Genomic DNA, 24,680 nt, shown 5'->3' on the forward strand with positions numbered 1-24,680 from the left:
ATTTTTTTGCCTGAAATCCGCTAAAGTTTGACCACTTCTTGCCGATGGTTTGTTCAATTGACGTTCGCCCGGAGAAGGAAAAACGCTATGGCGGCATTGCAAGCATTGGCAGGAAAGTTCACTCATCTCACCGTAGGTAAAAAGCTCGGTCTCGGCTTCGCGCTGTTGTTGCTGTTGGCGGTCGTCATCGCCGGCACCGGGGCGCAATATCTGCATATCATCGAATCCCGCGCCGATCGCATCGACTTCAGCAACCGGCTGAACGAGGAGATCAACCAGGCCAAATACAACCGCGCCATGTACGGCCAGACCTACCAGCCGGAGTATCTGCAGAACAACCGCGCCAATATTGAAAACGCCGTCAAGCTGATAGACCAGGGGCAGGCGCTGGACTGGGACGCCCAAAGCCGCAAGGATCTGCAGCGTCTGGTGACGCTGATCGGGGAATATCAACAGCAGCAAAAAGTCTTTGAGCAGGCGGTCACGGCAAAAGACGCGGTGCGCCAGAGCTGGAACATGTCGGAAGTGCAGGCCAGCCTGAGCCAGGTGGAGCGTCAGCTCACCAACGGCGATCTGCAGCTGGCCTTCATCCAGCTTAACCAGAAGCTGACCCAGGTGCGCTACGGCGCGCGCGGTCTGCTGCTGAGCCTGAACAAGGAAACCGAAGCGCCGCTGATGGCGGCCATCGACGACGCGCGCGACGCGGCCAACGCCCTGAGCCGCCGGGTCAGCGACGCGCAGCGCCCGCAGCTGCAACCGCTGCTGGCCGCGCTGGACGATTACAAAAACCGCATCGCAGCCTACCTGCCGGCCTATGAGCACGAACAGCAAATCAGCCGGCAGCTCGGCGAACGCGCGCAAGCGATCGGCACGCTGGTGAACGCCTTTATGCAGGACGAACTGGTGCAGACGCGCAACAACATCAATCTGGCGCAGCTGCAGATGGGCGTCACCACCCTGATCGCCATCATCGCCGGGGTGCTTATCGCCTGGCGCATCACCCTGCAGATCACCCGTCCGCTGCACAGCACGCTGGCCATGGCGGAACGCATCGCCGGCGGCGACCTGCGCCAGGCGCAGACCAGCACCCGCCGCGACGAGCTGGGGCAACTGCTGAACGCGGTGGCGGCGATGAGCCAAAACCTGCGCACCATGATTGAGAAGATCCAGATGGGGGTCAGCCAGGTCTCCACCGCCTCGGCGGAAATCGCCGCCGGCAACACCGATCTCTCCTCCCGCACCGAACAGCAGGCGGCGGCGGTCGAGGAAACCGCGGCCAGCATGGAACAGCTGACCGCCACGGTGAAACAAAACGCCGACAATGCTCATCACGCCAACCAGCTGGCCACCGACGCCTCGCAGACCGCACAACAGGGCGGTAAGCTGGTGGAAAACGTGGTCAGCACCATGCGCGATATCTCCAGCAGTTCGCAGCGTATCGCCGAAATTACCACCCTAATTAACGGCATTGCCTTCCAGACCAACATCCTGGCGCTCAACGCCGCGGTGGAAGCGGCGCGCGCCGGCGAACAGGGCCGCGGCTTCTCGGTGGTCGCCAGTGAAGTGCGCAGCCTGGCGAGCCGCAGCGCCCAGGCGGCCAAGGAAATAGAAGGGCTGATCGCCGAATCGGTCAGCCGGGTGAAAACCGGCACTGAGTTGGTGGAAAGCACCGGCAATACCATGGAACAGATCGTCCGTTCGGTCACCCACGTGCGCGACATCATGGCCGAGATCGCCGCCGCCTCCGATGAGCAGACGCGCGGCATCGCCCAGATTGGCCAGGCGATCGTCGAAATGGACCACACCACCCAGCAGAACGCCGCGCTGGTGGAAGAGTCCGCCGCCGCCGCCGATTCGCTGGAAGAACAGGCCGATATGCTGCTGCAGAGCGTCTCGGTGTTCCGTTTGGCGGAGCAGACCGAGCCCCTCGCCGCCAAAGCCGCCGCGCCGAAAGCGCCGGCCGTCAAACCCGCGGCCGCCAACGCCGCAGCGGAAGAGAACTGGACCACCTTCTGACGCCCTCAGGCGAGGAATATCCGTTCCTCGCCCTATCTTTTTGGCAACAGGTGGGTCGCGACTCCCCAATTCAACAAATTAAAACCAGAGGCGGTCACATCAAGCATTGCATAGCCGCAATTGCGATGACCGTATCTGCGAAGGTCCTCCTGCGGGTCGGCCCCTTTAAGCCACCAAATCAGTGCCTGCAGAGCATGGCCGTGCGTAACAACACCAAGCGTTTGATTTTGTCCATCGACAGCCAGATCGGACAGACAAGCCATCAGGCGCCAGGCAACCTCATAAGCATTCTCCCCTCCCGGCGCCGACGCCTCTGCCTTACCGGCAAAGAGGCACTGCGTCGCTTCAGGATAATCGCGCATGGCCTGCGCATAAGATAATCCTTCCAGTCGGCCAAAATCTTGCTCCTGCAAACGCTCATCCATTTGCACAGTGCAGCCACATCGCTCAGCCAACGTCTCCGCTGTCGTAAAAGCCCGACCAGTCGGTGAACTGATCAACGAAGTGACCGATAACATTTGCAAGCGAGCGCCAAGCCCAGCGATTTGACGTCGCCCCTCTTCTGTCAGCGGACTGTCACTTCGCCCCTGAATAATCCCCGAGCGGTTCCATTCTGACTCCGCATGCCTCAATACAATGAAACGCATGGTTTTTTCTCGACGATAAAAGCCTAAATATAGACAGGAAAAACACATCCTTCCGTACAGGTAAACGCCGGGTAGTGTACGAGAACAACTCAGGCTATGCTGAGCCCTCGACGCGAGACACGGAGGCGCACATGCATCACCCAGACGTTTACATCGGCAGCATTCAACCCTATGAGGGCGGGCGCCCCAGCGCCATCGCCAAACGCCAGGTGGATGGCGCTGTCCGGCTCACGCCGCTCGGGCTGGAAGGCGACGAACAGGCGGAGAAAAGCTATCACGGCGGGCCGGATCGCGCGCTGTGCCACTACCCGCGCGAGCATTACGCCCATTGGCGCGAGCAGTTTCCGGCGCAGGCGGAGCAGTTTTGCGCCCCGGCCTTCGGCGAGAATATCTCCACCGAAGGGCTGACCGAACACAACGTGTTTATGGGCGACATCTTCCGCTGGGGCGAGGCGCTGATCCAGGTCACCCAGCCGCGCTCGCCGTGCTTCAAGCTCAATTATCACTTCGCCATCGAGGACATTTCAGTGCTGATGCAGCAAAGCGGCCGCTGCGGCTGGCTGTATCGGGTGGTGTCGCCGGGCGCGGTCAGCGGCGATCGTCCGCTGGCGCTGGCGGCGCGCAACAGCGACGTGTCGGTCGCCGAAGCCATCGCCATCGCCTGGCACATGCCGTTCGACGCGGAACAGTATCGCCGTCTGTTGGCGGTGGCCGGCCTCTCCGCCAGCTGGAGCAAGACCATGCTCACGCGGCTTGCCGAAGGGCGCCTCGAAGATTTCAACCGCCGCCTGCTCGGCCGTTGAAAACGGCGGCGGAAAGATGAAAAACGTGCGCCGGGTGCCGCGTTAACCCTATTCTTCCGCCTATACTGTAGCCGCACGTTTTTTCAGCCAGGAGCCAGGTATATGACCACCCCGACCCATTCGATTCATCACGCCGCCGCCGAAGGCTATCAGGCCAATGCCGATCGCTATGTGAAAGGCCGGCCGGATTACCCGCCGGAAATCGCCGTCTGGCTGCGTGACGTCATCGGCCTGCACGCCGGCATGACGGTCATCGATCTCGGCGCCGGCACCGGCAAGTTCACCCCGCGCCTGCTGGAAACCGGCGCGCAGGTGATCGCCGTCGAACCGGTGCCGCAAATGCTGGAAAAACTGTCGGCGGCGCTGCCGCAGGTGAAAACGCTGGCGGGCACCGCCGACGCGATCCCGTTGCCGGACGAGTCGGTCGATGCCGTGGTCTGTGCCCAGTCCTTCCATTGGTTCGCCACGCCGCAGGCGCTGGCGGAAATCCAGCGCATTCTCAAGCCCGGCGGCAAACTCGGTCTGGTGTGGAACATGCGCGATGCGCGCGTCGGCTGGGTGCGCAAACTGAATCAGATCGTCGATAGCCACGAAGGCGATGCGCCGCGTTTCTATACCGGCGAATGGCGCAAGTTCTTCCCGTTCAAAGGCTTTGAACCGCTGCAGGAGCAGGTGTTTATGCTGGGCCACCGCGGCGCGGTGGAGGACGTGATCTACAACCGCGTGCGTTCAACCAGCTTTATCGCCGCGCTGCCGCAGCCGCAACAGGAGCAGGTTATCGATCGGTTGCGCCAACTGGTGGCGGAAGAAGAGGAGCTGCGGGGCCAGGACACGGTCACCGTGCCCTATCAGACCAAGGCGTATTACACCACCAAGGTCTGACGCCCAGGGGTTCAGAACGCTTTCTTGGCGTAGCCGGTGACCGCTTTCAGGCCCATCTCGCGGCCCAGCGCGGTCATCGGGTGCACCACGATCAACCCGCGCGCGCTTTTCTTCAGCGCGCCCATATCGGCCTGCTCTTTCTTGGTGATCTCGCGGCTGAACGGCAGCTTGCTCAGCTTCTGCGCTTCGGCGCTCAGCTTCTCGCCGCGCACGTTTTTCAGGCGCTCGATCTCCGTCGCCAGTTTCTCTTTCTCTTTGGTGTGTTGCGCGATCAACTCAGGGTTGCCCTGTTGGATCACGGTGGCGTCTTTGTGGTTCAAGGCGTCCAGCAGGTCGCTCAGGCGCTTGATCTCTGCCTTTTCTTTCTCTTTCATGGTCTCTGGCCCGTTGTGCCCAAAATGGCACGCTAATCAATGATACCGGCATTGTAGCAAAAGGCGCGCGCCGTTACCCGTCCTGCGCAATGCCGGGCGGCAAGCCGCTCATCTCGCAGGCCCTGGCGCCGAGCCGGGCCAACGCCTGGGTGTAGCGCGCGTTGAACGGGTAGCAGCAGGAGAGCCGCAGTGCGTTGCGGTAACGCCCGCTGGGCGAATACAGGGTGCCCGGCGTTAAACAGATCTGCTCCTCCAGCAGCTGATGGAACAGCGCCACACTGTCCACGCCAGGGGGGAATTCGACCCAGAACACGAAGCCGCCCGCCGGCTGCGTGGCCAGCGTGCCGCGCGGGAAATGCCGGGCGATCAGCGCCCGCGCCTCGTCGACCTGCGCCGCATAGCGCTTGCGCAGGTTGCGCAAATGGTGATCGTAACCGCCGCTCTCCAGGAAGGTCGCCAGCGTTTCCGACAGCAGCTGCGACTCTGACATCGACGACACCGCCTTCAGCTTGCGCAACGCCTCGTGGAAGCGGCCGCCGCAGACCCAGCCGACGCGAAAATCCGGCGCCAGCGTTTTGGTAAAGCTGGAGCAAAACAGCACCCAGCCGTCGCGATCGAACGCCTTCACCGCCGGCGACAGCGCGCCGCCGAACTGAATCTCGGCATACAGCCCATCTTCAATCAACGGCACCTGATGATCGTTCATCAGCCGCGCCAGCCGCTTTTTCGCCGCCAGCGGCATGGTGCAGCCCAGCGGGTTTTGCACCGTCGGCATGGCGATCACCGCATTCAGCCGCTTCTCGTTCAACAGCAGCTCCAGCGCGTCCAACGACAGTCCCAACTGCGGATCGGTAGGGATTTCCAACGCTTTCAGCCCCAGGCTGGCCAGCAGCGGCAGCAGGTAGAAATAGGTCGGCGACTCCAGCCCGACGCAGTCGCCCGGTTTGGTGGTGACGCGCAGCGCCAGCTGCAGCGCTTCCATGCAGCCGTGGGTCAGCACCACGTCGCCCGGCTCCAGCAGCATGCCCAGCGTCATCGAGCGGCGGGCGATCTGCTGACGCAGCCGCAGGCTGCCGGGCGGCAACGGATACTGCCCGATCAGATCCGGCTGGCGGCGCAGCTGAGAGGACAGCATGCGCCCCAACTTGCCGCCGGGATAAAAGTCGCTGGTCTGCGGGCAAGCCAACGCAATGTTGGTGAAGGCCGGGTTTTGCTGGGCGGCAAACACGGTGTCGATCAGCGCCAGCACGTCGTCCGCCGGCGGTTCGATGCGCCCGCAGGGCGCCGAGGCCATCTTCAGCGCCGGCAGCGTGCTGCGGACATAAAACCCCGACTGCGGTCGCGCCTCGATCAACCCGCGATCCTCCAGCGTGCGGTAAGCCGACACCACGGTATTGATACTGACACGATGGGTTTGCGCACAGCGCCGCACCGAAGGCAAGCGGTCGCCGGGCTGCAGCGTGCCGCGGCGAATGGCTTCGGCCAACGTGTCCGCCAGCTGCAGGTAACGGGTATCCGGGGTTTCATCGAGCAGGGTCACAGTTTCTCTCCAGGCAATGGGTACAGTTTACATTCTGTACAACTGTAACCATGACAATATCCGATTTGTGGTTCTGTCACCATCCCATTGCAGCGATTATGCTGATCTCTCGTCATCACCGTCATTTTCAAGGAACCTGCCATGCTGGACTCTGCCTTTGTCAGCTACGTCACCGTCATGTCGATCACCCCCGGCCCCAACAACCTGCTGCTAGCCTCGTCGGGCGTCAACTTCGGCCTGCGCCGCACCCTGCCGATGCTGTTTGGCATCTGCGTCGGTTGTGCGGTACAGCTGGCGATCATTATCCCGCTGCTGGCGCTGGCGCTGAGCTGGGCCGGCGTCATCCGCCTGCCGCTGGCGGTGATCGGCTGCGCTTATCTGCTGTGGCTGTCATGGAAACTGTTCCAGGCGGCCTCGCCGGACGCCAAAGAGCAGGCGCAGCCGATGAGCCTGCTCAACGGCGCGCTGTTTCAGGCGGTCAACCCCAAGGCCTGGCTGATGGTGATCAACGTGGCGATCCTGTTCACCCCGCGCGAAGGCGCCACCTTTGTCCATACGCTGTCGGTCATCGCCGGTTTCGCGCTGCTGAACTTGCCTTGCGTGCTGCTGTGGGCGGTGCTGGGCGACCGCTTGCGCAACGCGCTGCGGGTCACCTGGAAGCTGCGGGTGTTCAACGGCGCGATGTCCGGGCTGATGGCCGCCACCGCGCTGTGGTTGTTGTTCGACGAGTGGCGCGCGGCCTTTGCCTAGCCGCGGCCGAGAGGAGAGAGCCGGGAGGGTTGCTTGGCGCCGATGCCGGCGATCAGATCGGTAATGGACAGCACCATGGTGGAGCGCACCATCTGCTGATAGCGCTGGCGCTGCATGGCAATCAGCGCTTCATCCGCCTCGCCCGGCTGCAGGAAAGTCGGCACCGGCGGCAGCGCGGCCACACAGTGCAGCTCGCCGAACGGCCCGAGTATTTCGTCGTCGACGAAGCGGTATTCCGCCCCGTCGTGGTTCAGCTCTTCGCGCATCGCCATCAGCAGTTCGGCGTCTTCATATTCGTGGCGGGAAATCACCCCCAGGCCGTACATCAGCTTCAGGCGCACCGACAGCTCCCCCAGAGGGCCGCTGCCGGACAATAGCGGTTCGACGGCATATTTCACCGCGTAGTCATCCTTGCGGAATACCTGCACCACCAGCACGTTGAGCGCTTCCGCCAGCAGCTCTACCGCCGCGATCAGGAAGCTGCGCACCGTTTTGCCCGCGTTCAGCTTTTCCAGAACCTGGTTTTCAAATGCCTGTGCTTCTTCCATCGTCGCTTTTCGAAAGGCGTGGGGAGGGCCGTCGATGCCGAACTCGGGTTCCAGGAGCGCAGCAAGCTGCGCTCGGGTGTTCATCATCACGATTCTACTTGTGCATGGCGTTATACACAGCAACGGCCTCTTCTACAACCTCGCTTTCCGCCGGCAGGCCGGAAATTTGCGCCAGCGCGGCTTTCGGCCCGAGCGTATTCAGCAATTCCGCCAACTCCAACGCCTGCGGATCCTGTTCGCTGCGGTAACTCATGGCGGCGGCGATGCCCTGGATCAGGTTGGCATGCGGCAGGCCGTATTCCAGCGTGCCCAGCAGCGGTTTGATCAGGCGATCGCCGGCGCTCAGTTTGCGCAGCGGCTGGCGCCCCACGCGCTCGACGTCATCGTGCAGATACGGGTTTTCGAAGCGGCCGAGAATTTTGTTGATGTAGGCGGCGTGCTTGTCGGCGTCGAAGCCGTAGCGTTTGATCAGCACCGCGCCGCTCTCTTCCATCGCCCCTTTCACCACCCGGCGGATCGCCGGATCGAGAATGGCGTCGCGAATGGTTTGCAGCCCGGCCCGTTGGCCGAGGTAGGCGGTGATCGCGTGGCCGGTGTTGAGGGTGAACAGCTTGCGCTCGACGAAGGCCATCAGGTTGTCGGTCAGCTCCATGCCGGCGATCGCCGGAGGCTGGCCTTTAAACTGCGTCTGATCGACGATCCATTCGCTGAAGGTTTCCACCGTCACTTCCAGCGGATCGCTGCTGTCCGCCGGCGGCACGATGCGATCGACCGCCGAATCGACGAAGCCGACATGCTGCTCAACCCATGCCTGCTCGTCCTGCGGCAGCGCGGCGAACACGTGCTGCTTCAGCTGGCTGGTGCCGCGCACCATGTTCTCGCAGGCGATGATGTTCAGCGGCTGCACATTGCCCTGCTGATGACGCAGCACCAGTCCTTTGGCGATCGTGCCGGCGATTTTGGCGAGAATTTGCGGACCCACGGCGGTGGTCACCAGATCCGCCTCGGCGATCAGCGCCACCGCGGCTTCGCCGCCGCTGTTGACGGCGCTGACGTTGGTGACGTTCTCCACGCGCTCTTGCTCGCCCACCACGTGCACCGAGTAGCTTTTTCGGCTGTTCAGCAGATCCAGCACCGTTTGATTGACGTCGGCGAAGGTCAGCTCAACGCCCGCGTCCGCCAGCAGCTTGCCGATAAAACCGCGGCCGATGTTCCCTGCGCCAAAATGTAATGCTTTCATAACTCTACCTTCTTAATGTCGAAGGGTGCAGCAAGCTGCACCCTTTAAAATGATTCTGTTATCCGGCTTTTTTGCCGCCGAGCAGGTCCAGCACTTCCTGGACGCTGGTGGTATTCGCCAGCCGCTCGATCACGCTCTCGTCATCCAGCGCGTTGGTCAGGCTGGTGATCACCTGAATATGCTCGTTGTTGCGCGCGGCGATGCCGATCACCAGGCGCGCCACTTCGTCCTCTTCATCGCCGAAGCGCACGCCCTGCGGGTACTGGCAGAACACCACGCCGGTGCGCAGCACCCGGTCTTTAGCCTCGATGGTGCCGTGCGGCACGGCGATCGACTCGCCCAGGTAGGTGGACGTGAGCTTTTCGCGCTCCAGCATCGCCGGCACGTATTCCGGCTCAACGTAGCCGCCCTTCACCAGCTGCTCGCCGGCGAAGCGGATCGCCTGCTCTTTGTCACTGGCCTGCAGGTTGAGGAACACGTTGCTTTCGCTCAGCTTGAACAGGTTCGGCTCACCGGCTTCGACGCTGTCATCCAGCACCTTCTGCTGGTTGTCGCTGGTTTGGTTGGCCGCCAGCAAACGCTCGACCAGATCGCTGTACAGCTTGCTGTCGAGGAAGTTGGTCAGCGAGATGTGCTGGGCCTGCGGCGCGTGGCGCATCGCGCGCTCGGTCAGATCGCGGTGCGTGATGACCAGATCCACATCGTCCGGCAGGCTGTTGATGGCGCTGTTGGTCACCGAGATGTTCTTCAGCCCGGCGTCCGCCACTTTCTTGCGCAACACCCCGGCGCCCATGGCGCTGGAACCCATGCCCGCATCGCAGGCGACGATGATTTTGCGCACGGTGCTCAGATCGCCGTCGACCGACGCTGGCGCCGCTGCGCCGCCTTTGGACTGCGATTTCATCTCTTGCATGCGGCGGGTCGCGGCTTCCAGATCGTCATCCTCTTTCACTTTGGAGGTTTTCAGCAGGAAAGCAGACACCACGAAGGAGACGGCAAAGGCTGCGCACACCGCCGCAATGTTGGCGAAGTAGGCGCCTTTCGGAGTCATCGCCAGCACCGCCAGGATCGAACCCGGGGAAGCCGGAGAAACCAGGCCGCCGTTCAGCATCGTCAGGGTGAATACGCCGGTCATGCCGCCCAGGATCACCGCCAGCAGCAGACGTGGATTCATCAGCACGTAAGGGAAGTAGATTTCGTGAATGCCGCCCAGGAAGTGAATGATCGCCGCACCGCCGGCGGATTGCTTGGCGCTGCCGCGGCCGAAGAACATGTAGGCCATCAGCACGCCCATGCCCGGGCCTGGGTTGGCTTCAATCAGGAAGAATACCGACTTACCGACTTCCGTGGCCTGCTGGATACCCAGCGGCGAGAAGATGCCGTGGTTGATGGCGTTGTTCAGGAACAGGATTTTCGCCGGTTCAACGAAGATGGACGCCAGTGGCAACAGGTTGTTCTTCACCATCACGTGCACGCCCGCCGCCAGCAGCTTGGAGAGCACCTCCACCAGCGGCCCGATGCCCAGGAAAGCCAGGATTGCCAGCAGCATGCCGATGATGCCGGCGGAGAAGTTGTTCACCAGCATTTCAAAGCCGCTTTTGATCTTGCCGTCCACCCAGCGGTCGAAATGCTTGATAGCCCAGCCACCCAGCGGGCCGGCGATCATCGAGCCGAGGAACATCGGCATGTCGGCGCCGACGATGACGCCCATGGTGGTGATGGCGCCGACCACGCCGCCGCGCTCGCCGCCCACCAGCCGCCCGCCGGTGTAGCCGATCAGCAGCGGCAGCAGATAGGTGATCATCGGGCCGACCAGCTTGGCTAAGGTTTCATTCGGCAGCCAGCCGGTTGGAATGAATAGCGCGGTGATAATCCCCCAGGCGATAAAGGCGCCGATGTTGGGCATCACCATGTTGCTCAGGAAGCGGCCAAAGTTTTGCACTTTAACCTTGATGTCTGGTGAAAACATAAAACACACCCCTATTGTTACGCGCTGACAATAGAGCGCGTGATTATTGTTGTGACGATCCAGCCGTGTTGCCGCTGTATGCGAAACGGACTCTATCACGCTGTTTTTGTCACGCGAACTTCACGAAGTTTTTGTGATACAAGTCACACACAACACCCCAACAAACCCTCATTTATAGTGATAAAGATCACACTTATGACGTGTAAAAAAAGCACAGTGAGAAAAAAACCGCCCAAAAATCGACAATAAAGTGATAACGGTCACATTTTTAACTTGGTTATTTGTTTTTAAATTGTGATAAATATCACAATTTATTTTTGGCTGCAGCGCCCGATCGCGACGCTCTGTTTGATCTTCCCTGTGAGCACTCATCCCGCCGGGAACTAGCGAAGTGATGAATGAAAGAAAACTACATTGCCGAATGAATGGATTAATTGAAGTGTAGTACAGAAGCCTGCGCAATAAACCAGCAAGCTATTGGAAACGCTGAGGGGAAATAAAGCAGGCCGGCAATGCCGGCCTGTAGATCGTCGCAGGCGCGTTATTGCGTCACGCTTTGAATGGCTTTCTGCGCATTCACCAGGTTCTGCTGTTTGGCCACCAGATTCGACATCATGGTGTTGTACTGCGCCACCTGCTGCGCAGTGCGGAACTGCACGCCGTTGTTGTTGAAGCTGACCTGATTGCCCTGGCTCTGCAGGAAATCGCCAACCTGCACCAGATCCTGCACAAAGCTGGCGGTGGTCGGGATCGCCGGCATCAGGGCGTTGGCCGGCGCGGTGACGATTTTGTCATAGGCCTGGTTGTACACCGCCTTCAGATCGTCGGGTTGTTTCAACGCCGCGCGGGCGGTATCCGCCTGCGACTTGGCGGACTGGATCTGCTGGCCCAGCAGGTTCAACGCCCCGACCGATTGCTGCAGCGCATCGCGTTTGTTCAGATAGTCCTGTGCGGTGCGGATCTGGTTAATCTGATCCAGCGCCGGGGTCAGGCTGGCGCCGACCGACTTGGACAGCTGCTGTGAAAAGCCGACCAAAATCGCGTAATCGCCGGCATAGTTGCCGAACTTCTGCTTCTGGTCTTCGCTCAGCGTGGGGATATTCGCCCCGCTGCGCATCACGGTATTCTGTAAGTAATCGATAAATGCTTTGCGCTGTTCCGGCTCTTTATCGCCGCAGGCGGTCAATTGCATGACCACCAACAATGCCAATACCGGTGCCAACCAACGCGCGAAACCTCTGCTCTGGATCCCTACCGCCATGTGACATAACTCCTGTTATAAACCTGCTTTTTCATTGGACTCCGCCCCTTTTTCCGCACTCCGTGCGCCTATAAGAATAGATCAACTGGCGGCGTTCCGATACGCGATTCCGTTTGCGGTGAACATTGTCTCGGCCGGTGGCGGTTGAACATCGTGCGCAAAACGCACTGAGGTTCATTGCCGTCGGCGAGCGGAGGCTGCAATTCTCCCAAGTCAGTCACCCCAAGCCGCCGGGCGAGCTTACCTTCACAGCCCAGCTTCGGAAATAAAAAAGGCGCCCGCAGGCGCCTTTTCACAGCAAAGAACCGCTTACTGCAGCACGGAGATATCCGCCACCTGCAGGAACAGCTCACGCAATTTGCTCAGCAGCGTCAGACGGTTAACGCGCACTTCCGCATCGTCCGCCATCACCATCACGTTGTCGAAGAACGCATCCACCGGCTCACGCAGCGCGGCCAGTTCCACCAGCGCTTCCTGGTAGTTGCCCGCCGCGAAGTACGGCTGCAACTTGTCGCGCAGCACCACCAGGTGAGTCGCCAGCTGGATCTCCGCCGCATCCTTCAGCACCGAGGCGCGCACGCTGTCGTTCAGCGTTTCGGTAGACTTGGCCAGAATGTTGGAGACGCGTTTGTTGGCCGCAGCCAATGCCGCCGCCTCGTCCAGCGTGCGGAAGTGGGATACCGCCTTGACGCGCGCGTCGAAGTCGGCCGGTTTGGTCGGACGGCGCGCCAGCACCGCCTGAATGGTATCGACCGCGTGGCCTTCTTCCTGATACCAGGCGCGGAAGCGGCCCAGCATGAATTCCACCACCTCGTCGACCACCTTGGCGTTGGTCAGCTTGCTGCCGTACAGGCGCACGGCCTCTTCGGTCAGGGTCTGCAGATCCAGCGGCAGGTTTTTCTCGACGATGATGCGCAACACGCCCAGCGCGGCGCGGCGCAGCGCGAATGGGTCTTTATCGCCTTTCGGATGCTGCCCGATGCCGAAAATGCCGGCCAGGGTATCCATCTTGTCGGCGATCGCCAGCGAGCAGGCCACCAGCGACTGCGGCAGCGCATCACCGGCGTAGCGCGGCTGATACTGCTCGTTCAGCGCAACGGCGACGTCTTCCGCCTCACCGTCGTGGCGCGCGTAGTGCATGCCCATCACGCCCTGGGTGTCGGTGAATTCGAACACCATGTTGGTCATCAGGTCGCACTTCGACAGCAGGCCCGCGCGGGTGGCGTGGTTGACGTCGGCGCCGATCTGGCCGGCAACCCAGCCCGCCAGCGCCTGAATGCGATCGGTCTTGTCGCGCAGGGTGCCCAGCTGCTGTTGGAACAGCACGGTTTCCAGGCGCGGCAGATTGTCTTCCAGGCGTTTCTTGCGATCGGTGTTGAAGAAGAACTCGGCATCGGCCAGGCGCGGACGCACCACCTTCTCGTTGCCGGAAATGATCTGCTGCGGGTCTTTCGACTCGATGTTGGCCACAAAGATAAAGTTCGGCAGCAATTTGCCCGCGGCGTCGTACACCGGGAAATACTTCTGATCGCCCTTCATGGTGTACACCAGCGCTTCCGCCGGCACCGCCAGGAATTTCTCTTCGAATTTGGCGGTCAGCACCACCGGCCATTCCACCAGCGAGGCCACTTCTTCCAGCAGGCTGTCGCTCAGATCGGCTTTGCCGCCAATCTTCTGCGCCGCCAGTTCGGCGTCGCGTTTGATGAGGGCTTTACGCGCTTCGTAGTCGGCGACCACTTTGCCGCGCTCCAGCAGGATCTGCGGGTATTGGTCTGCGTTATCGAGGGTGAACTCGGCTTCGCCCATGAAGCGGTGGCCGCGCACGGTGCGCGCAGAGTCGATGCCCAGCACGGTGCCCGGGATCAGATCGGCGCCCAGCAGCATCGTAACGGTGTGCACCGGACGCACGAACTGCACGTCAGAGTCGCCCCAACGCATCAGTTTCGGGATCGGCAGTTTAGCCAGCGCGGTGCTGACCATGCCGGCCAGCAGTTGTTGCGCCGACTGGCCTTTGACGTGGGCGCGGTACATCAACCACTCGCCCTTGTCGGTCACCAGGCGTTCAGCCTGATCGACGGTGATGCCGCAGCCGCGCGCCCAGCCTTCGGCCGCTTTGCTCGGCTTGCCTTCGGCGTCGAACGCCTGGGCGATCGCCGGGCCGCGTTTTTCAATTTCGCGATCGGCCTGCGCCGCGCTCAGGTTGGCCACTTTCAGCGCCAGGCGGCGCGGTGCGGCGAACCAGTTCACTTCACCGTGTTCCAGGCCGGCGTTGTCCAGTTCGGCGGTGAAGTTGGCGGCGAAAGATTCCGCCAGGGAACGAAGAGCCTTCGGCGGCAGCTCTTCCGTGCCGATTTCCACCAGGAAAGTCTGTTGAGTCATGGCTGCCTCTTAGTTCTCGTTCTTCTTGTTGCACATCGGGAAGCCCAGCGCTTCGCGGGAAGCGTAGTAGGCTTCGGCAACGGCTTTGGTCAGCGTGCGGATGCGCAGAATGTAGCGTTGACGCTCGGTTACCGAAATCGCCTTGCGCGCGTCCAGCAGGTTGAAGGTATGGCCCGCCTTCAGGATGCGTTCGTAGGCCGGCAGCGGCAGCGGTTTTTCCAGCGCCAGCAGCGATTGGGCTTCTTTCTCGTACTGCTCGAAGCAGGAGAACAGGAAGTCGACGTCGGCGTATTCGAAGTTGTAGGTGGACTGCTCCACTTCATTCTGATGGAACACGTCGCCGTAGGTGGTGACGCCCAACGGGCCGTTGCTCCACACCAGATCGTACACGCTGTCCACGCCCTGGATGTACATCGCCAGACGCTCCAGACCGTAGGTGATCTCGCCGGTCACCGGCTTGCACTCCAGGCCGCCGACCTGCTGGAAGTAAGTGAACTGCGTCACTTCCATGCCGTTCAGCCACACTTCCCAACCCAGGCCCCAGGCGCCGAGCGTCGGGTTTTCCCAGTTGTCTTCCACGAAGCGAATGTCGTGGATGGTCGGATCCAGACCCAGCTCTTTCAACGAGCCCAGGTAGAGTTCCTGAATGTTGTCCGGCGATGGCTTAATCACCACCTGGAACTGGTAGTAGTGCTGCAGACGGTTCGGGTTTTCACCGTAGCGGCCGTCGGTCGGGCGGCGAGATGGCTGCACATAGGCGGCGGCCATCGGCTCCGGCCCCAGTGCGCGCAGGCACGTCATCGGGTGTGAGGTTCCCGCGCCGACTTCCATGTCCAATGGTTGAACGATGGTGCAGCCCTGGCGCGCCCAATAATCCTGCAGTGTCAGGATCAGGCCCTGGAAGGTCTTGGTATCAAACTTTTGCATGTTGAATTCGCACGCGATACAAGTGGATTTAGATGGAATGCGCCAGTATACCCTTTGACCGTAAGATATACAGCCAGAATCCGGCAACAAGTGCGAATCGGGGTGAGAAACGCTGGATTTTCACGCATCGGGCACAGCGGGAAAAACAACGCGTCTGCCGGTCCCCTCGCCGTCCAGAAAAACACACCCGGCACACACATTAGAAACATTTAACAAAAACATCACTCACCGCCGTTTAAATAATCAATTGGCTGAACGCTATTTCCCCCTTTACCGATTAAATTTATGCTGATTTACGTGCGCATATCCTTATATTTCCCACGAGATAAAGTTGCGCCGATGTTATTTTTGTTAATTTTATCAACTAAAAAACTCCCCTCATCGAGAGATAATGTGATCAAGTGCCGGATTATTTCTTATTATCGTGAAAAATAAGGTGATATCGCGCGGCGTGCCGACGCGCAGGGCATGGGAGGAACGGCCAGGGATGAAATACGGCACTAACGGGCCACAGAAACAAATTGACAGTTAATCTTTGGTTATACAATAATAAATAAAATTTTCCCTGGTGTTGGCCAAGTGGCTACCTGATCCTTTCATAGGATCAGTTTTTTTTTGTCTTTCCGCCAACCTCATTGCGGCCCGCATAATTTCCCCAGGCCGCCTTCCGCATAAATCCCTTATCAGACCTTATGGCTTATCTTGAGCGCGCCGATGGCCAATTCAAAAACGCGCACTGACGCCGACGTTATACATAAACTGCTCACCGCTGCTCAGCCCGCCGGTTTGCGAGACGGTGGCGAAGGCCGATACCCGGTCCGTCAACGGCATGTTGGCCCCCAACGTGACATCCACCCAATTTTTGTCCTGGCCCGCACTGTCGCGGGTGAACGAGGTTTGCGTCGATTTCAGGCCGCCGCCGGCGCGGTAGACGTCGTCACCGAACTGGTGCTGATAACTCACCTCCGCATAAGGGTTAAACACGCCGAATTGCGTATCCAGCCGCCAACCCAACGCACCGATCTGCGAGTGGTAGGTTTGATCGTTGAAGCGCATGGCGGTGCTGTCATCGCTGTCTTCGCTGTAGCCGGAAACGCGGCTGTAGTCCCAGGCGAACTGCGCCACCGGCCCGGTAGTCAGGTAAGAGGCGATCGGGAAGTCATAGCCGGCGGTCACGCGCGCGCCCCACTGCCTGCCGGTGGTCGAACCGGTTTCGGTGCGCGTCAGCGGCCCCAGCCGCATGCTGCGGCGGATGTCGTCATAATCCATCGTCGCATAGTGCAGATCGGCGTTGACCCAGCCGTGCTCGAAGATCGCCAGTGAACTGAAAGCCGACAGCAGCAGCCCGCGCGCCTTGTAATCAAAGCGGCTGGAAGGATGCTGATCGTCGTTGGAACCGGCGATCAACGCGCCGATCAACCAGCTGTCGGTCAGCTGATAGTCCACGCCGACGGTCAGGTTGTGGGTGGTGGCGTTGCCTTCCCCCGCGGCCCGGTTATCGGCATAGTCGTAGTGCTGGCCGGCGTAACCGCCGAACACCCCCAGCGAACCCTGCGGGTTGTCGCCGTTGCGCAGCTGCTGGAAGCGGCTGTCGAGCGTGGCGCGGCTGTCGCGCGCCATCGCCGCCGTCGCCTGATTCAGCGCCACCACCTGCGCCGGACCATCCAATACCGCCTGGATATAATCCGCAATCAGCAGGTGCGCCTGTGGGCTGGGGTGGAAATGGTCGGAGAACAGATAGGACTGGCCGGCGTCGAAGCCGGGCATGTCGGAACGGCAGACCGCCGAGGAAACGCCCGGCGGGCAAGCCATGCCGGCGGTGTTGGCGAAGCCGAACTGCGCCGGATTGGCGATCGCTTCGGCGAACAGCTTGTTGACGTCCACCCGCACGATATTGCCGCTCCCCTGCGCCAGCAAACGGTCTTCGCTTTGATTATAGAAATCGGTCAGTTGAGCGGCCTGCGCGCTCAGGCCGTCATACGCCGCGATAAGCTGCGCGGCGATCGCCTGCTGCACCTGAGGAATGGCGCTGCCCTGCTTCGCCGCAGCGGTCAACGCCGCGTGGATCGCCTGCGTGCGTGAAGCGTTGTCCGGCGTCGCCACCGAACTAAGCGTGGCATAGGCCGCCTGGATCGCCGCCCCCTGCACCGGTGACAGCGCCTGTTGAATGATCAATTCCATCAGCTGCGGCGTGGAGCCGATGTTCGGCACCGTCGGCACGATCACCGTGCCGGCGCCGGCGTTCAGCAGCGAATGCACTTGCGCCGCCGCCGCCGCGGCGCTGTTATAGGCCACGCCGGGCGCGGTAGCGGCATTCAGCGCTGCCGCCGCCAGGTCGTTGCCGCCGATCCAATGAATATACAAACCGTCGCCGTCGGCCTGGCCATTGACCCGGTTCAGGTAACGCTGCACCTGCTCCTGGGTGTTGTCGGCCGGGTTCAGGCCCGGCACCGCCACCGCGCCGCCGGCGGCGTAGTTCTCACCGCCGTTGTCCGAAGCCACCAGCGCCGCCCCGATGCGTTGCGCCAATGCTTCGTCGTACAGCAGGTGCTGGCTGCCATCATAGGTGAACCGGCCGTTGTTGCCGGTATCGCTCAGGCTGTCGCCAAAGACGTAGAGTTGATCGTACGCCTGAGCCGGAAGGGTCACACTGCAAAGTAACGCCACTGCAAGCGCCGCCGGGCGGGGCATGCACGTTATTTTTAGAGGCATGGATCGACTCCTGAGAGCCTGCAAATGAAGGCCATGTCGTTTTTATCGTTGGTCAGTTTTCCACCGACCATGTAGTAACTATTGTCGGCTTTTTCGTCACGTCAAGCGGGCCGATGACAAAACAATCAGAGGCTTGCCAAGTTCGGCGCTTCGAGCGATGATTACTGTTCATAAACACAGCATAAGGGCATTCAGGATGGCAGACGAACGTTGCGGTTGGGTGACGGCCGATCCGTTGTATCTCGAGTATCACGACAAGGAATGGGGCGCGCCCACCACCGACGCGCGCGAGCTGTTTGAAATGTTGTGCCTCGAGGGGCAGCAAGCCGGCCTTTCCTGGATCACCGTCCTGAAAAAGCGCGAGAACTACCGCCGCGCTTTCCACGATTTCGATCCGCGGCGTGTCGCCGCCATGACCGAACAAGACGTGGAAAACCTGCTGCAGGACAGCGGCATCATCCGCCACCGCGGCAAGATAGAAGCCATCATCACCAACGCCAAGGCCTATCTGGCGATGGAGGCGGCCGGGGAGAATTTCGTTACCTTCATTTGGGACTTCGTCGGCGGCCGGCCGCAGCTTAACCGCTGGCAAGCGCTGAATCAGGTGCCGGCCAAAACCGAGCAGTCCGACGCCATGTCCAAGGCGCTGAAAAAGCGCGGCTTCAAGTTTATCGGCTCCACCATCTGTTACGCCTTCATGCAGGCCAGCGGGCTGGTGAACGATCATCTCACGGGGTGCATGTGTTACCCAAAGCCACGGTGATCCGCCCCTGTGGCCCGGAGGATATCGAACGGCTGATGGCGCTGTGGCTGCCCAGCACCATCGCCGCCCATCCGTTCGTGGCGGAAAAATACTGGCGTGAGAGCGCCGCGTTGGTGCGGGAAAACTATCTGCCGCGCGCGCAAAGCTGGGCCTGCTGGCATGACGACGAAATCGTCGGCTTTATCAGCGTGCTGGACGAGCAGTTCATCGGCGCGCTGTTTGTCGATCGGGCGTTTCACGGCCGCGGCGTCGCCCAGGCGTTGATGACGCACGTACAGCAGCGCTACCGTCGGCTCAGCCTGGAGGTGTATCAGCAAAACCTGCGCGCCTGCGCGTTTTACCACAAGCACGGTTTTCAGGTAACGCAACGCCTGTTTAACGACGAAACCCAGGCCTATACGCTGATCATGAACTGGCCGGCAATCGAGAATTCAACCGGTTACGGTTAAAAAAGGCGCATTCGCGCCCTGGCGGCGCGCAATTAGGAATCCGCTGCATGGCGCCGCCCGGCGTTTTGTCGCATAACTCCCCCAGCACTTACCCGCGCTCATCATTTGTCACGTTTTTCTCCGGAACTGCCGGCGAGCCAACGCGTCATAGTAGCGCGGTGATGCGGGCCCCACCTGCGTCGCCTACTTTTTGCGCCCCCGTGTTGGGCCGGCGCGTACAGAATTGATGCCATTAAGGACAAGAACATGAAAAAACGCATTGCAATTATTGCCGGCGCAGTGAGCGTCGCGCTCACGCTGTCAGCCTGTACCACCAACCCTTACACCGGCGAATCCGAAGTCGGCAAATCCGGCATCGGCGCGGGCCTCGGCGCCGCACTGGGCGCCGGCGTCGGCGTGCTGTCCTCTTCCAAGAAAGATCGCGGCAAGGGCGCGCTGATCGGCGCAGCGGCCGGCGCAGCCCTCGGCGGCGGCGCAGGCTATTACATGGACGTGCAGGAAGCCAAGCTGCGCGACAAGATGAAAGGCACCGGCGTCAGCGTCACCCGTCAGGGCGACAACATCGTGCTGAACATGCCGAACAACGTGACCTTCGACAGCAGCAGCGCCACGTTGAAACCGGCGGGCGCCAACACCCTGACCGGCGTCGCCATGGTGCTGAAAGAGTATCCGAAAACCGCGGTCAACGTGGTCGGCTACACCGACAGCACCGGTTCCCGCTCGCTCAACATGAACCTGTCGCAGCAGCGCGCCGACGGCGTAGCCAGCGCGCTGATCACCCAGGGCGTGGCGGCGAACCGTATCCGCACCACCGGCGCCGGCCCGGACAACCCGATCGCCTCCAACAGCACCGCGGAAGGCAAGGCGCAAAACCGCCGCGTCGAGATCACCCTCAGCCCGCTGCAGTAATCCCGTGCGGGGCGCCACCTGCGCCCCGCCGCTTCCTCCCGACTTTCTCCTTATCCTTCAATATTCCCGCTCGCACATCGGGTATGGTAGTCTCCTTGGCAATTAACCGCAGGAGGGATCGGCTGTGAGCACAGGCAAGGCAACGCGCGCCTCAGGACGCGCCACCATCAGCGATGTGGCCAGCATCGCCAAAACCGGCAAGACCAGCGTGTCGCGCTATCTGAATGGTGAACAGCACCTGCTTTCCGACGATCTCAAACAGCGCATCGAACAGGCTATCCAGCAACTCGACTACCGGCCAAGCCAGATGGCGCGTAGCCTGAAGGGCGGCCAGACCCGCCTGATCGGCCTGATCCTCGCCGATATCACCAACCCCTATTCAGTGGACGTGATGCGCGGCATCGAGGCCGCCTGCCGTCAACACGGTTTTACCCTGCTGGTGTGTAACACCAACAACGAAGTCAATCAGGAACAGCACTACCTGCAGCTGCTCAGCAGTTACCGGGTGGAAGGCATTGTGGTCAACGCGGTCGGCATGCGCGAGGAAGCGTTATCCACGCTGCAACAGTCGATGCTGCCGATGGTGCTGATCGACCGCAAAATCCCCGACTTCGCCTGCGATGTGGTGGGCCTGAACAACCGCGAAGCCGCCACCGTCGCCACCGAACACCTGTTGCAACAAGGTTTCGAAGCGATCCTGTTCCTCAGCGAGCCGCTCGGTACGGTCAATACCCGCCTGGAACGCCTGCACGCCTTCAGGCATACCATGGCGCAGCACCCCGCGCTGTTGGCGGAGCAGGCCGAAACGCCGCTCAACGATCGGCAGAAACTGGAGCAGGTGCTGAGCGATTTCAGCGGCCGCCACCGCGGCATGCGCAAGGCGGTGATCTCCGCCAACGGCGCCCTGACGCTGCAGGTGGCGCGCGCCATGCGTCGGCTCGGCATCCAGTGGGGCAACGACATCGGCCTGCTGGGCTTCGACGAGCTGGAGTGGGCGGAACTGGCAGGCGTCGGCATCACCACGCTGAAACAGCCCACCTACCAAATGGGGCACGCGGCGCTGGAGCGGCTGGTGCAACGTATTCAGGGCCTGGCCGCCCCCAGCGGCGAGCAGATGTTCTCCGGCGAGCTGATCGTCCGAGGCTCCACCACCCGCTAACCCGCCTTTTCCGGGGCCGTTGACCGCCCCGCCCTCGCCGGCTGTTTTTTGCTCAGCTTCGTGATTGCGATCATATTTTTACACTCTGCCGCTTTTCGCTGGAACCGGTTCCATTTAACGTACCGGTAACAGCAGCGGCGGCGACAATGCCGCCTCAGGAGTCAAAATGAAAACAGAAATCATCGTGGTCACCGGCGCCTACGGCACCGATACCGTCAAACAACACGGCGGCCAGCGCGCGCTGTTGCCCCTCATCGCCGGCGCGGGTGCCGACGGAGTGGAGATCCGCCGCGAACTGTTCACCGCCGGCGAGCTGGACAGCCTGCCGGCGCTGGCGCAAGAGATCGATCGCCAGCAGCTGTTCGCCGTCTACTCCGCCCCTGAGGCGCTGTTCACCCCGCAACATACGCTGAACCCCAACCTGCCGGCGCTGCTGGCGGAAGCGCAGACGCTGAATGCGCGCCAGCTGAAGCTGTCCCTCGGCCATTTCCGCCCCGGCTTCGATTTTACCGAGCTGAAAGTGGCGCTGGAGCAACACCCGGTCAAGCTGGTGGTCGAGAACGACCAAACGCCGGACTGCGGCATTTTGTCGATGCTGAACGCCTTTTTCCACGCCGCGGAAGATAGCCACCTGCCGGTCAGCATGACCTTCGATATGGCCAACTGGCTGTGGGTGGGGCAAGACGCCTTCGCCGCCGCCGAACGCCTGGCCCGCCACGTCGGTTACGTGCACGTCAAAGCCGCCACCCAAGGCCCGCGCGGCTGGCGCGCCATCGCGCTGGACGATACCGACGGCAGCTGGCGCGACCTGCTGGCCCGCCTGCCGCACGATGTGCCGCGCGGTATCGAATTCCCGTTGCAGGGCGATGACCTGGAAGCCGTCACCCGCCATTACGTCAATATCTTGCGTGCGGAGTAACCCCATGATGACAACGTTAACGGCAACGACGGCGCAGCAGGCGCCCCTGGATGTGGTCACGCTGGGTGAAGCCATGGCGATGTTCGTGGCGGCGCAGACCGGCGACTTGGCGGAGGTGGAAACCTTCACCAAACGCATCGCCGGCGCCGAACTGAACGTGGCGATCGGCCTGGCGCGTCTGGGCATGAACGTCGGCTGGGTCAGCCGCGTCGGCAACGATTCGTTCGGCCGCTTCACCCTGCAGCAGTTGAAAAAGGAAGGCATCAATTACCGGCAGGTGACGGTCGACGGCCACTACCCCACCGGTTTTCAGGTGAAATCCAAAACCACCGATGGTACCGATCCCAGCGTGGAATACTTCCGCAAGGGCTCGGCGGCCAGCCACCTGTCGATTGCCGATTTTAATCGCGAGTATTTCGGTTCCGCGCGCCATCTGCACCTGAGCGGCGTGGCGGCGGCGCTGTCCGGCGAATCGCTGGCGCTGTGCCACCATGCGGCGCGCGAGATGCGCGCCATGGGCAAAACCATTTCGTTCGATCCCAATCTGCGCCCGGTGCTGTGGCCCAGCCGCGAGGTGATGATCGAGCAGCTGAACCAGCTGGCGTTCGCCGCCGACTGGGTGCTGCCGGGGCTGAAAGAAGGGCAGATCCTCACCGGCCAATCGACGCCGGAAGGCATCGCCGATTTCTATCTGGAACGCGGCGTGCAGGCGGTGATCATCAAAACCGGCCCGGACGGCGCCTGGTTTAAAACCGCCGCCGGCGATAAGGCGGCGGTGGCCGCGGTCAAGGTCGACAACGTGGTGGATACCGTAGGGGCGGGTGACGGCTTTGCCGTCGGCACCCTCAGCGCCCTGCTGGAAGGCAAAACGCTGATACAGGCGGTGCAGCGCGGCAACAAAATCGGCTCGCTGGCGATCCAGGCCATCGGCGACAGCGAAGGCCTGCCGACCCGTGCGGCGCTGGCCGAATAACAATAAAAAAAACGACTTCTCCGCATGACGTCAGCCTCTGGCCCTACAACCGGGACGCGTCGGGAGAGCATCTGCCCCTTCGTCTTTCACGCCCAGCGTGCCGTGCGAAGGGGATGCAACACCACTGAAGGATACTGAACATGAACAAAGCGACTGTCGCGGCCAAACGCTGGTGGTACATCATGCCCATCGTGTTTATCACCTACAGCCTGGCCTATCTCGATCGCGCCAACTTCAGCTTCGCCTCCGCCGCCGGCATCAATGAAGATCTCGGCATCACCAAGGGCATGGCCTCGCTGTTGGGCGCGCTGTTTTTCCTCGGTTATTTCTTCTTCCAAATTCCCGGCGCCATCTACGCCGAACGCCGCAGCGTCAAAAAATTGATCTTCTGGTGCCTGATCCTGTGGGGCGGTTGCGCCTCGCTGACCGGCGTGGTCAGCAATATCCCGATGCTGGCCGCCATCCGCTTTATTCTCGGCGTGGTGGAAGCGGCGGTGATGCCGGCGATGCTGATCTACATCAGCAACTGGTTCACCAAATCGGAACGGTCACGCGCCAATACCTTCCTGATCCTCGGCAACCCGGTGACGGTGCTGTGGATGTCGGTGGTGTCAGGCTACCTGATCCACGCCTTCGGCTGGCGCGAAATGTTTATCATCGAGGGCATTCCGGCGGTTATCTGGGCGTTCTGCTGGTGGGTGCTGGCGAAAGACAAACCGGCGCAGGCCGGTTGGTTGAGCGCCGATGAGAAACAGGCGCTGCAACAGCAGCTGGACGAAGAGCAGAAAGGCATCAAGGCCGTGCGCAACTACGGCGAAGCCTTCCGCTCACGCAACGTGATCCTGTTGTGCGTGCAGTACTTCGCCTGGAGCATCGGCGTGTATGGCTTCGTGCTGTGGCTGCCTTCCATCCTGCGCAGCGGCATGCAGATGGGCATGGTGGAAGCCGGCTGGCTGTCGGCGGTGCCTTACCTGGCGGCAACCATCGCCATGGTCGTCGTCTCCTGGGCGTCGGACAAAATGCAAAACCGCAAGCTGTTCGTCTGGCCGCTGCTGCTGATCGGCGCGCTGGCGTTCTTCGGATCTTACGCCGTCGGCGCCAACCACTTCTGGATCTCCTACGGCCTGCTGGTGGTCGCCGGCGCTGCGATGTATGCCCCTTATGGGCCGTTCTTCGCCATCATTCCGGAAATGCTGCCGAAAAACGTCGCCGGCGGCGCCATGGCGCTGATCAACAGCATGGGCGCGCTGGGTTCGTTCTTCGGTTCGTGGTTCGTCGGCTATCTGAATGGCGCCACCGGCAGCCCGGCGGCCTCTTACATGTTTATGGCCATCGCACTGGTGGTGGCGGTGGTGCTGACGCTGATCGTCAAGCCCGCCCGCAACGAGATCCAGCCGCAATTGGCTTGATCCGGTTATACTTTTTCTCTGTTAACCCAACCGGGGGGGCGCCATGCCCCC

At 61.4% G+C, this 24,680-nt stretch carries 21 protein-coding genes; 11 read left to right on the forward strand and 10 right to left on the reverse strand.

Features of this window, described 5'->3' with window-relative positions; all coding sequences use genetic code 11:
• Positions 1-87 precede the first annotated feature (87 nt).
• Positions 88-2,016 carry a methyl-accepting chemotaxis protein gene (locus ACMGGK_RS23600; protein WP_016929569.1) on the forward strand — a complete coding sequence of 643 codons (1,929 nt, stop codon included), beginning with the start codon at positions 88-90 and terminating at the stop codon, positions 2,014-2,016.
• 32 nt (positions 2,017-2,048) lie between these two features.
• On the opposite strand, the gene ACMGGK_RS23605 is transcribed toward ACMGGK_RS23600, so the two are convergent.
• On the reverse strand, positions 2,049-2,663 hold the full coding sequence (locus ACMGGK_RS23605; RefSeq protein ID WP_028128060.1) for a histidine phosphatase family protein: 615 nt from the start codon (positions 2,661-2,663) through the stop codon (positions 2,049-2,051).
• Positions 2,664-2,794: 131 nt separating this feature from the next.
• On the opposite strand from ACMGGK_RS23605, the gene yiiM reads away from it, so the two are divergent.
• Positions 2,795-3,466 (forward strand): 6-hydroxyaminopurine reductase, encoded by a 672-nt coding sequence (gene yiiM, locus ACMGGK_RS23610; RefSeq protein ID WP_049299614.1) that lies wholly within the window; start codon positions 2,795-2,797, stop codon positions 3,464-3,466.
• Between the two features lie 102 nt (positions 3,467-3,568).
• Positions 3,569-4,348, forward strand: coding sequence for a class I SAM-dependent methyltransferase (locus ACMGGK_RS23615; protein ID WP_049299615.1), 780 nt, complete (start codon positions 3,569-3,571; stop codon positions 4,346-4,348).
• A gap of 11 nt (positions 4,349-4,359) precedes the next feature.
• On the opposite strand, the gene ACMGGK_RS23620 is transcribed toward ACMGGK_RS23615, so the two are convergent.
• The gene (locus tag ACMGGK_RS23620) at positions 4,360-4,722 is read right to left on the reverse strand and encodes a YibL family ribosome-associated protein (protein WP_004933989.1); all 363 of its coding nucleotides are present in this window, start codon (positions 4,720-4,722) and stop codon (positions 4,360-4,362) included.
• A gap of 73 nt (positions 4,723-4,795) precedes the next feature.
• A complete protein-coding gene (locus tag ACMGGK_RS23625; RefSeq protein ID WP_033639085.1) occupies positions 4,796-6,262 on the reverse strand; it encodes a PLP-dependent aminotransferase family protein in 1,467 nt (488 codons plus the stop codon).
• 141 nt (positions 6,263-6,403) lie between these two features.
• On the opposite strand from ACMGGK_RS23625, the gene ACMGGK_RS23630 reads away from it, so the two are divergent.
• Complete coding sequence (locus ACMGGK_RS23630) at positions 6,404-7,012, forward strand: LysE family translocator (RefSeq protein ID WP_016929574.1); 609 nt, start codon at positions 6,404-6,406, stop codon at positions 7,010-7,012.
• Here the strand turns inward: ACMGGK_RS23630 and ACMGGK_RS23635 are convergent.
• The 7 genes from ACMGGK_RS23635 to ACMGGK_RS23665 form a co-directional block, all read right to left on the reverse strand.
• Positions 7,009-7,560 carry an MltR family transcriptional regulator gene (locus ACMGGK_RS23635; protein ID WP_420277491.1) on the reverse strand — a complete coding sequence of 184 codons (552 nt, stop codon included), beginning with the start codon at positions 7,558-7,560 and terminating at the stop codon, positions 7,009-7,011. The genes ACMGGK_RS23630 and ACMGGK_RS23635 overlap by 4 nt on opposite strands.
• A 94-nt stretch (positions 7,561-7,654) precedes the next feature.
• On the reverse strand, positions 7,655-8,800 hold the full coding sequence (locus tag ACMGGK_RS23640) for a mannitol-1-phosphate 5-dehydrogenase (protein WP_060444905.1): 1,146 nt from the start codon (positions 8,798-8,800) through the stop codon (positions 7,655-7,657).
• Between the two features lie 58 nt (positions 8,801-8,858).
• Positions 8,859-10,769, reverse strand: a complete 1,911-nt coding sequence (locus ACMGGK_RS23645; protein WP_016929577.1) for a PTS mannitol transporter subunit IICBA — start codon at positions 10,767-10,769, stop codon at positions 8,859-8,861.
• 541 nt (positions 10,770-11,310) lie between these two features.
• On the reverse strand, positions 11,311-12,030 hold the full coding sequence (locus ACMGGK_RS23650) for a DUF3053 domain-containing protein (protein WP_016929578.1): 720 nt from the start codon (positions 12,028-12,030) through the stop codon (positions 11,311-11,313).
• Positions 12,031-12,339: 309 nt separating this feature from the next.
• On the reverse strand, positions 12,340-14,409 hold the full coding sequence (gene glyS, locus ACMGGK_RS23655) for a glycine--tRNA ligase subunit beta (protein WP_016929579.1): 2,070 nt from the start codon (positions 14,407-14,409) through the stop codon (positions 12,340-12,342).
• A gap of 9 nt (positions 14,410-14,418) precedes the next feature.
• Positions 14,419-15,336 carry a glycine--tRNA ligase subunit alpha gene (gene glyQ, locus ACMGGK_RS23660; RefSeq protein ID WP_004933966.1) on the reverse strand — a complete coding sequence of 306 codons (918 nt, stop codon included), beginning with the start codon at positions 15,334-15,336 and terminating at the stop codon, positions 14,419-14,421.
• A 723-nt stretch (positions 15,337-16,059) separates the two neighbouring features.
• Positions 16,060-18,048, reverse strand: coding sequence for an autotransporter outer membrane beta-barrel domain-containing protein (locus tag ACMGGK_RS23665; RefSeq protein ID WP_143778361.1), 1,989 nt, complete (start codon positions 18,046-18,048; stop codon positions 16,060-16,062).
• Positions 18,049-18,244: 196 nt separating this feature from the next.
• On the opposite strand from ACMGGK_RS23665, the gene ACMGGK_RS23670 reads away from it, so the two are divergent.
• From ACMGGK_RS23670 to ACMGGK_RS23700, 7 genes are all read left to right on the forward strand, one after another.
• On the forward strand, positions 18,245-18,811 hold the full coding sequence (locus ACMGGK_RS23670; RefSeq protein ID WP_016929581.1) for a DNA-3-methyladenine glycosylase I: 567 nt from the start codon (positions 18,245-18,247) through the stop codon (positions 18,809-18,811).
• A complete protein-coding gene (locus ACMGGK_RS23675; RefSeq protein WP_028128062.1) occupies positions 18,808-19,260 on the forward strand; it encodes an N-acetyltransferase in 453 nt (150 codons plus the stop codon). Before ACMGGK_RS23670 ends, ACMGGK_RS23675 begins: the two co-directional genes overlap by 4 nt.
• A 246-nt stretch (positions 19,261-19,506) precedes the next feature.
• The gene (locus ACMGGK_RS23680; protein WP_016929583.1) at positions 19,507-20,169 is read left to right on the forward strand and encodes an OmpA family lipoprotein; all 663 of its coding nucleotides are present in this window, start codon (positions 19,507-19,509) and stop codon (positions 20,167-20,169) included.
• Positions 20,170-20,293: 124 nt separating this feature from the next.
• Entirely contained in the window at positions 20,294-21,328 is a 1,035-nt protein-coding gene (locus ACMGGK_RS23685; protein WP_016929584.1) for a LacI family DNA-binding transcriptional regulator, read from the forward strand.
• A 166-nt stretch (positions 21,329-21,494) separates the two neighbouring features.
• Complete coding sequence (locus ACMGGK_RS23690; RefSeq protein ID WP_016929585.1) at positions 21,495-22,247, forward strand: sugar phosphate isomerase/epimerase family protein; 753 nt, start codon at positions 21,495-21,497, stop codon at positions 22,245-22,247.
• 7 nt (positions 22,248-22,254) lie between these two features.
• A complete protein-coding gene (locus ACMGGK_RS23695; RefSeq protein ID WP_049299634.1) occupies positions 22,255-23,220 on the forward strand; it encodes a sugar kinase in 966 nt (321 codons plus the stop codon).
• A 140-nt stretch (positions 23,221-23,360) separates the two neighbouring features.
• Positions 23,361-24,629 carry an MFS transporter gene (locus ACMGGK_RS23700; protein ID WP_049278444.1) on the forward strand — a complete coding sequence of 423 codons (1,269 nt, stop codon included), beginning with the start codon at positions 23,361-23,363 and terminating at the stop codon, positions 24,627-24,629.
• Positions 24,630-24,680: the final 51 nt, after the last annotated feature.

It is taken from the genome of Serratia sp. BNK-33-b, assembly GCF_048684565.1.
In the GTDB taxonomy this organism is placed as follows: domain Bacteria; phylum Pseudomonadota; class Gammaproteobacteria; order Enterobacterales; family Enterobacteriaceae; genus Serratia; species Serratia marcescens.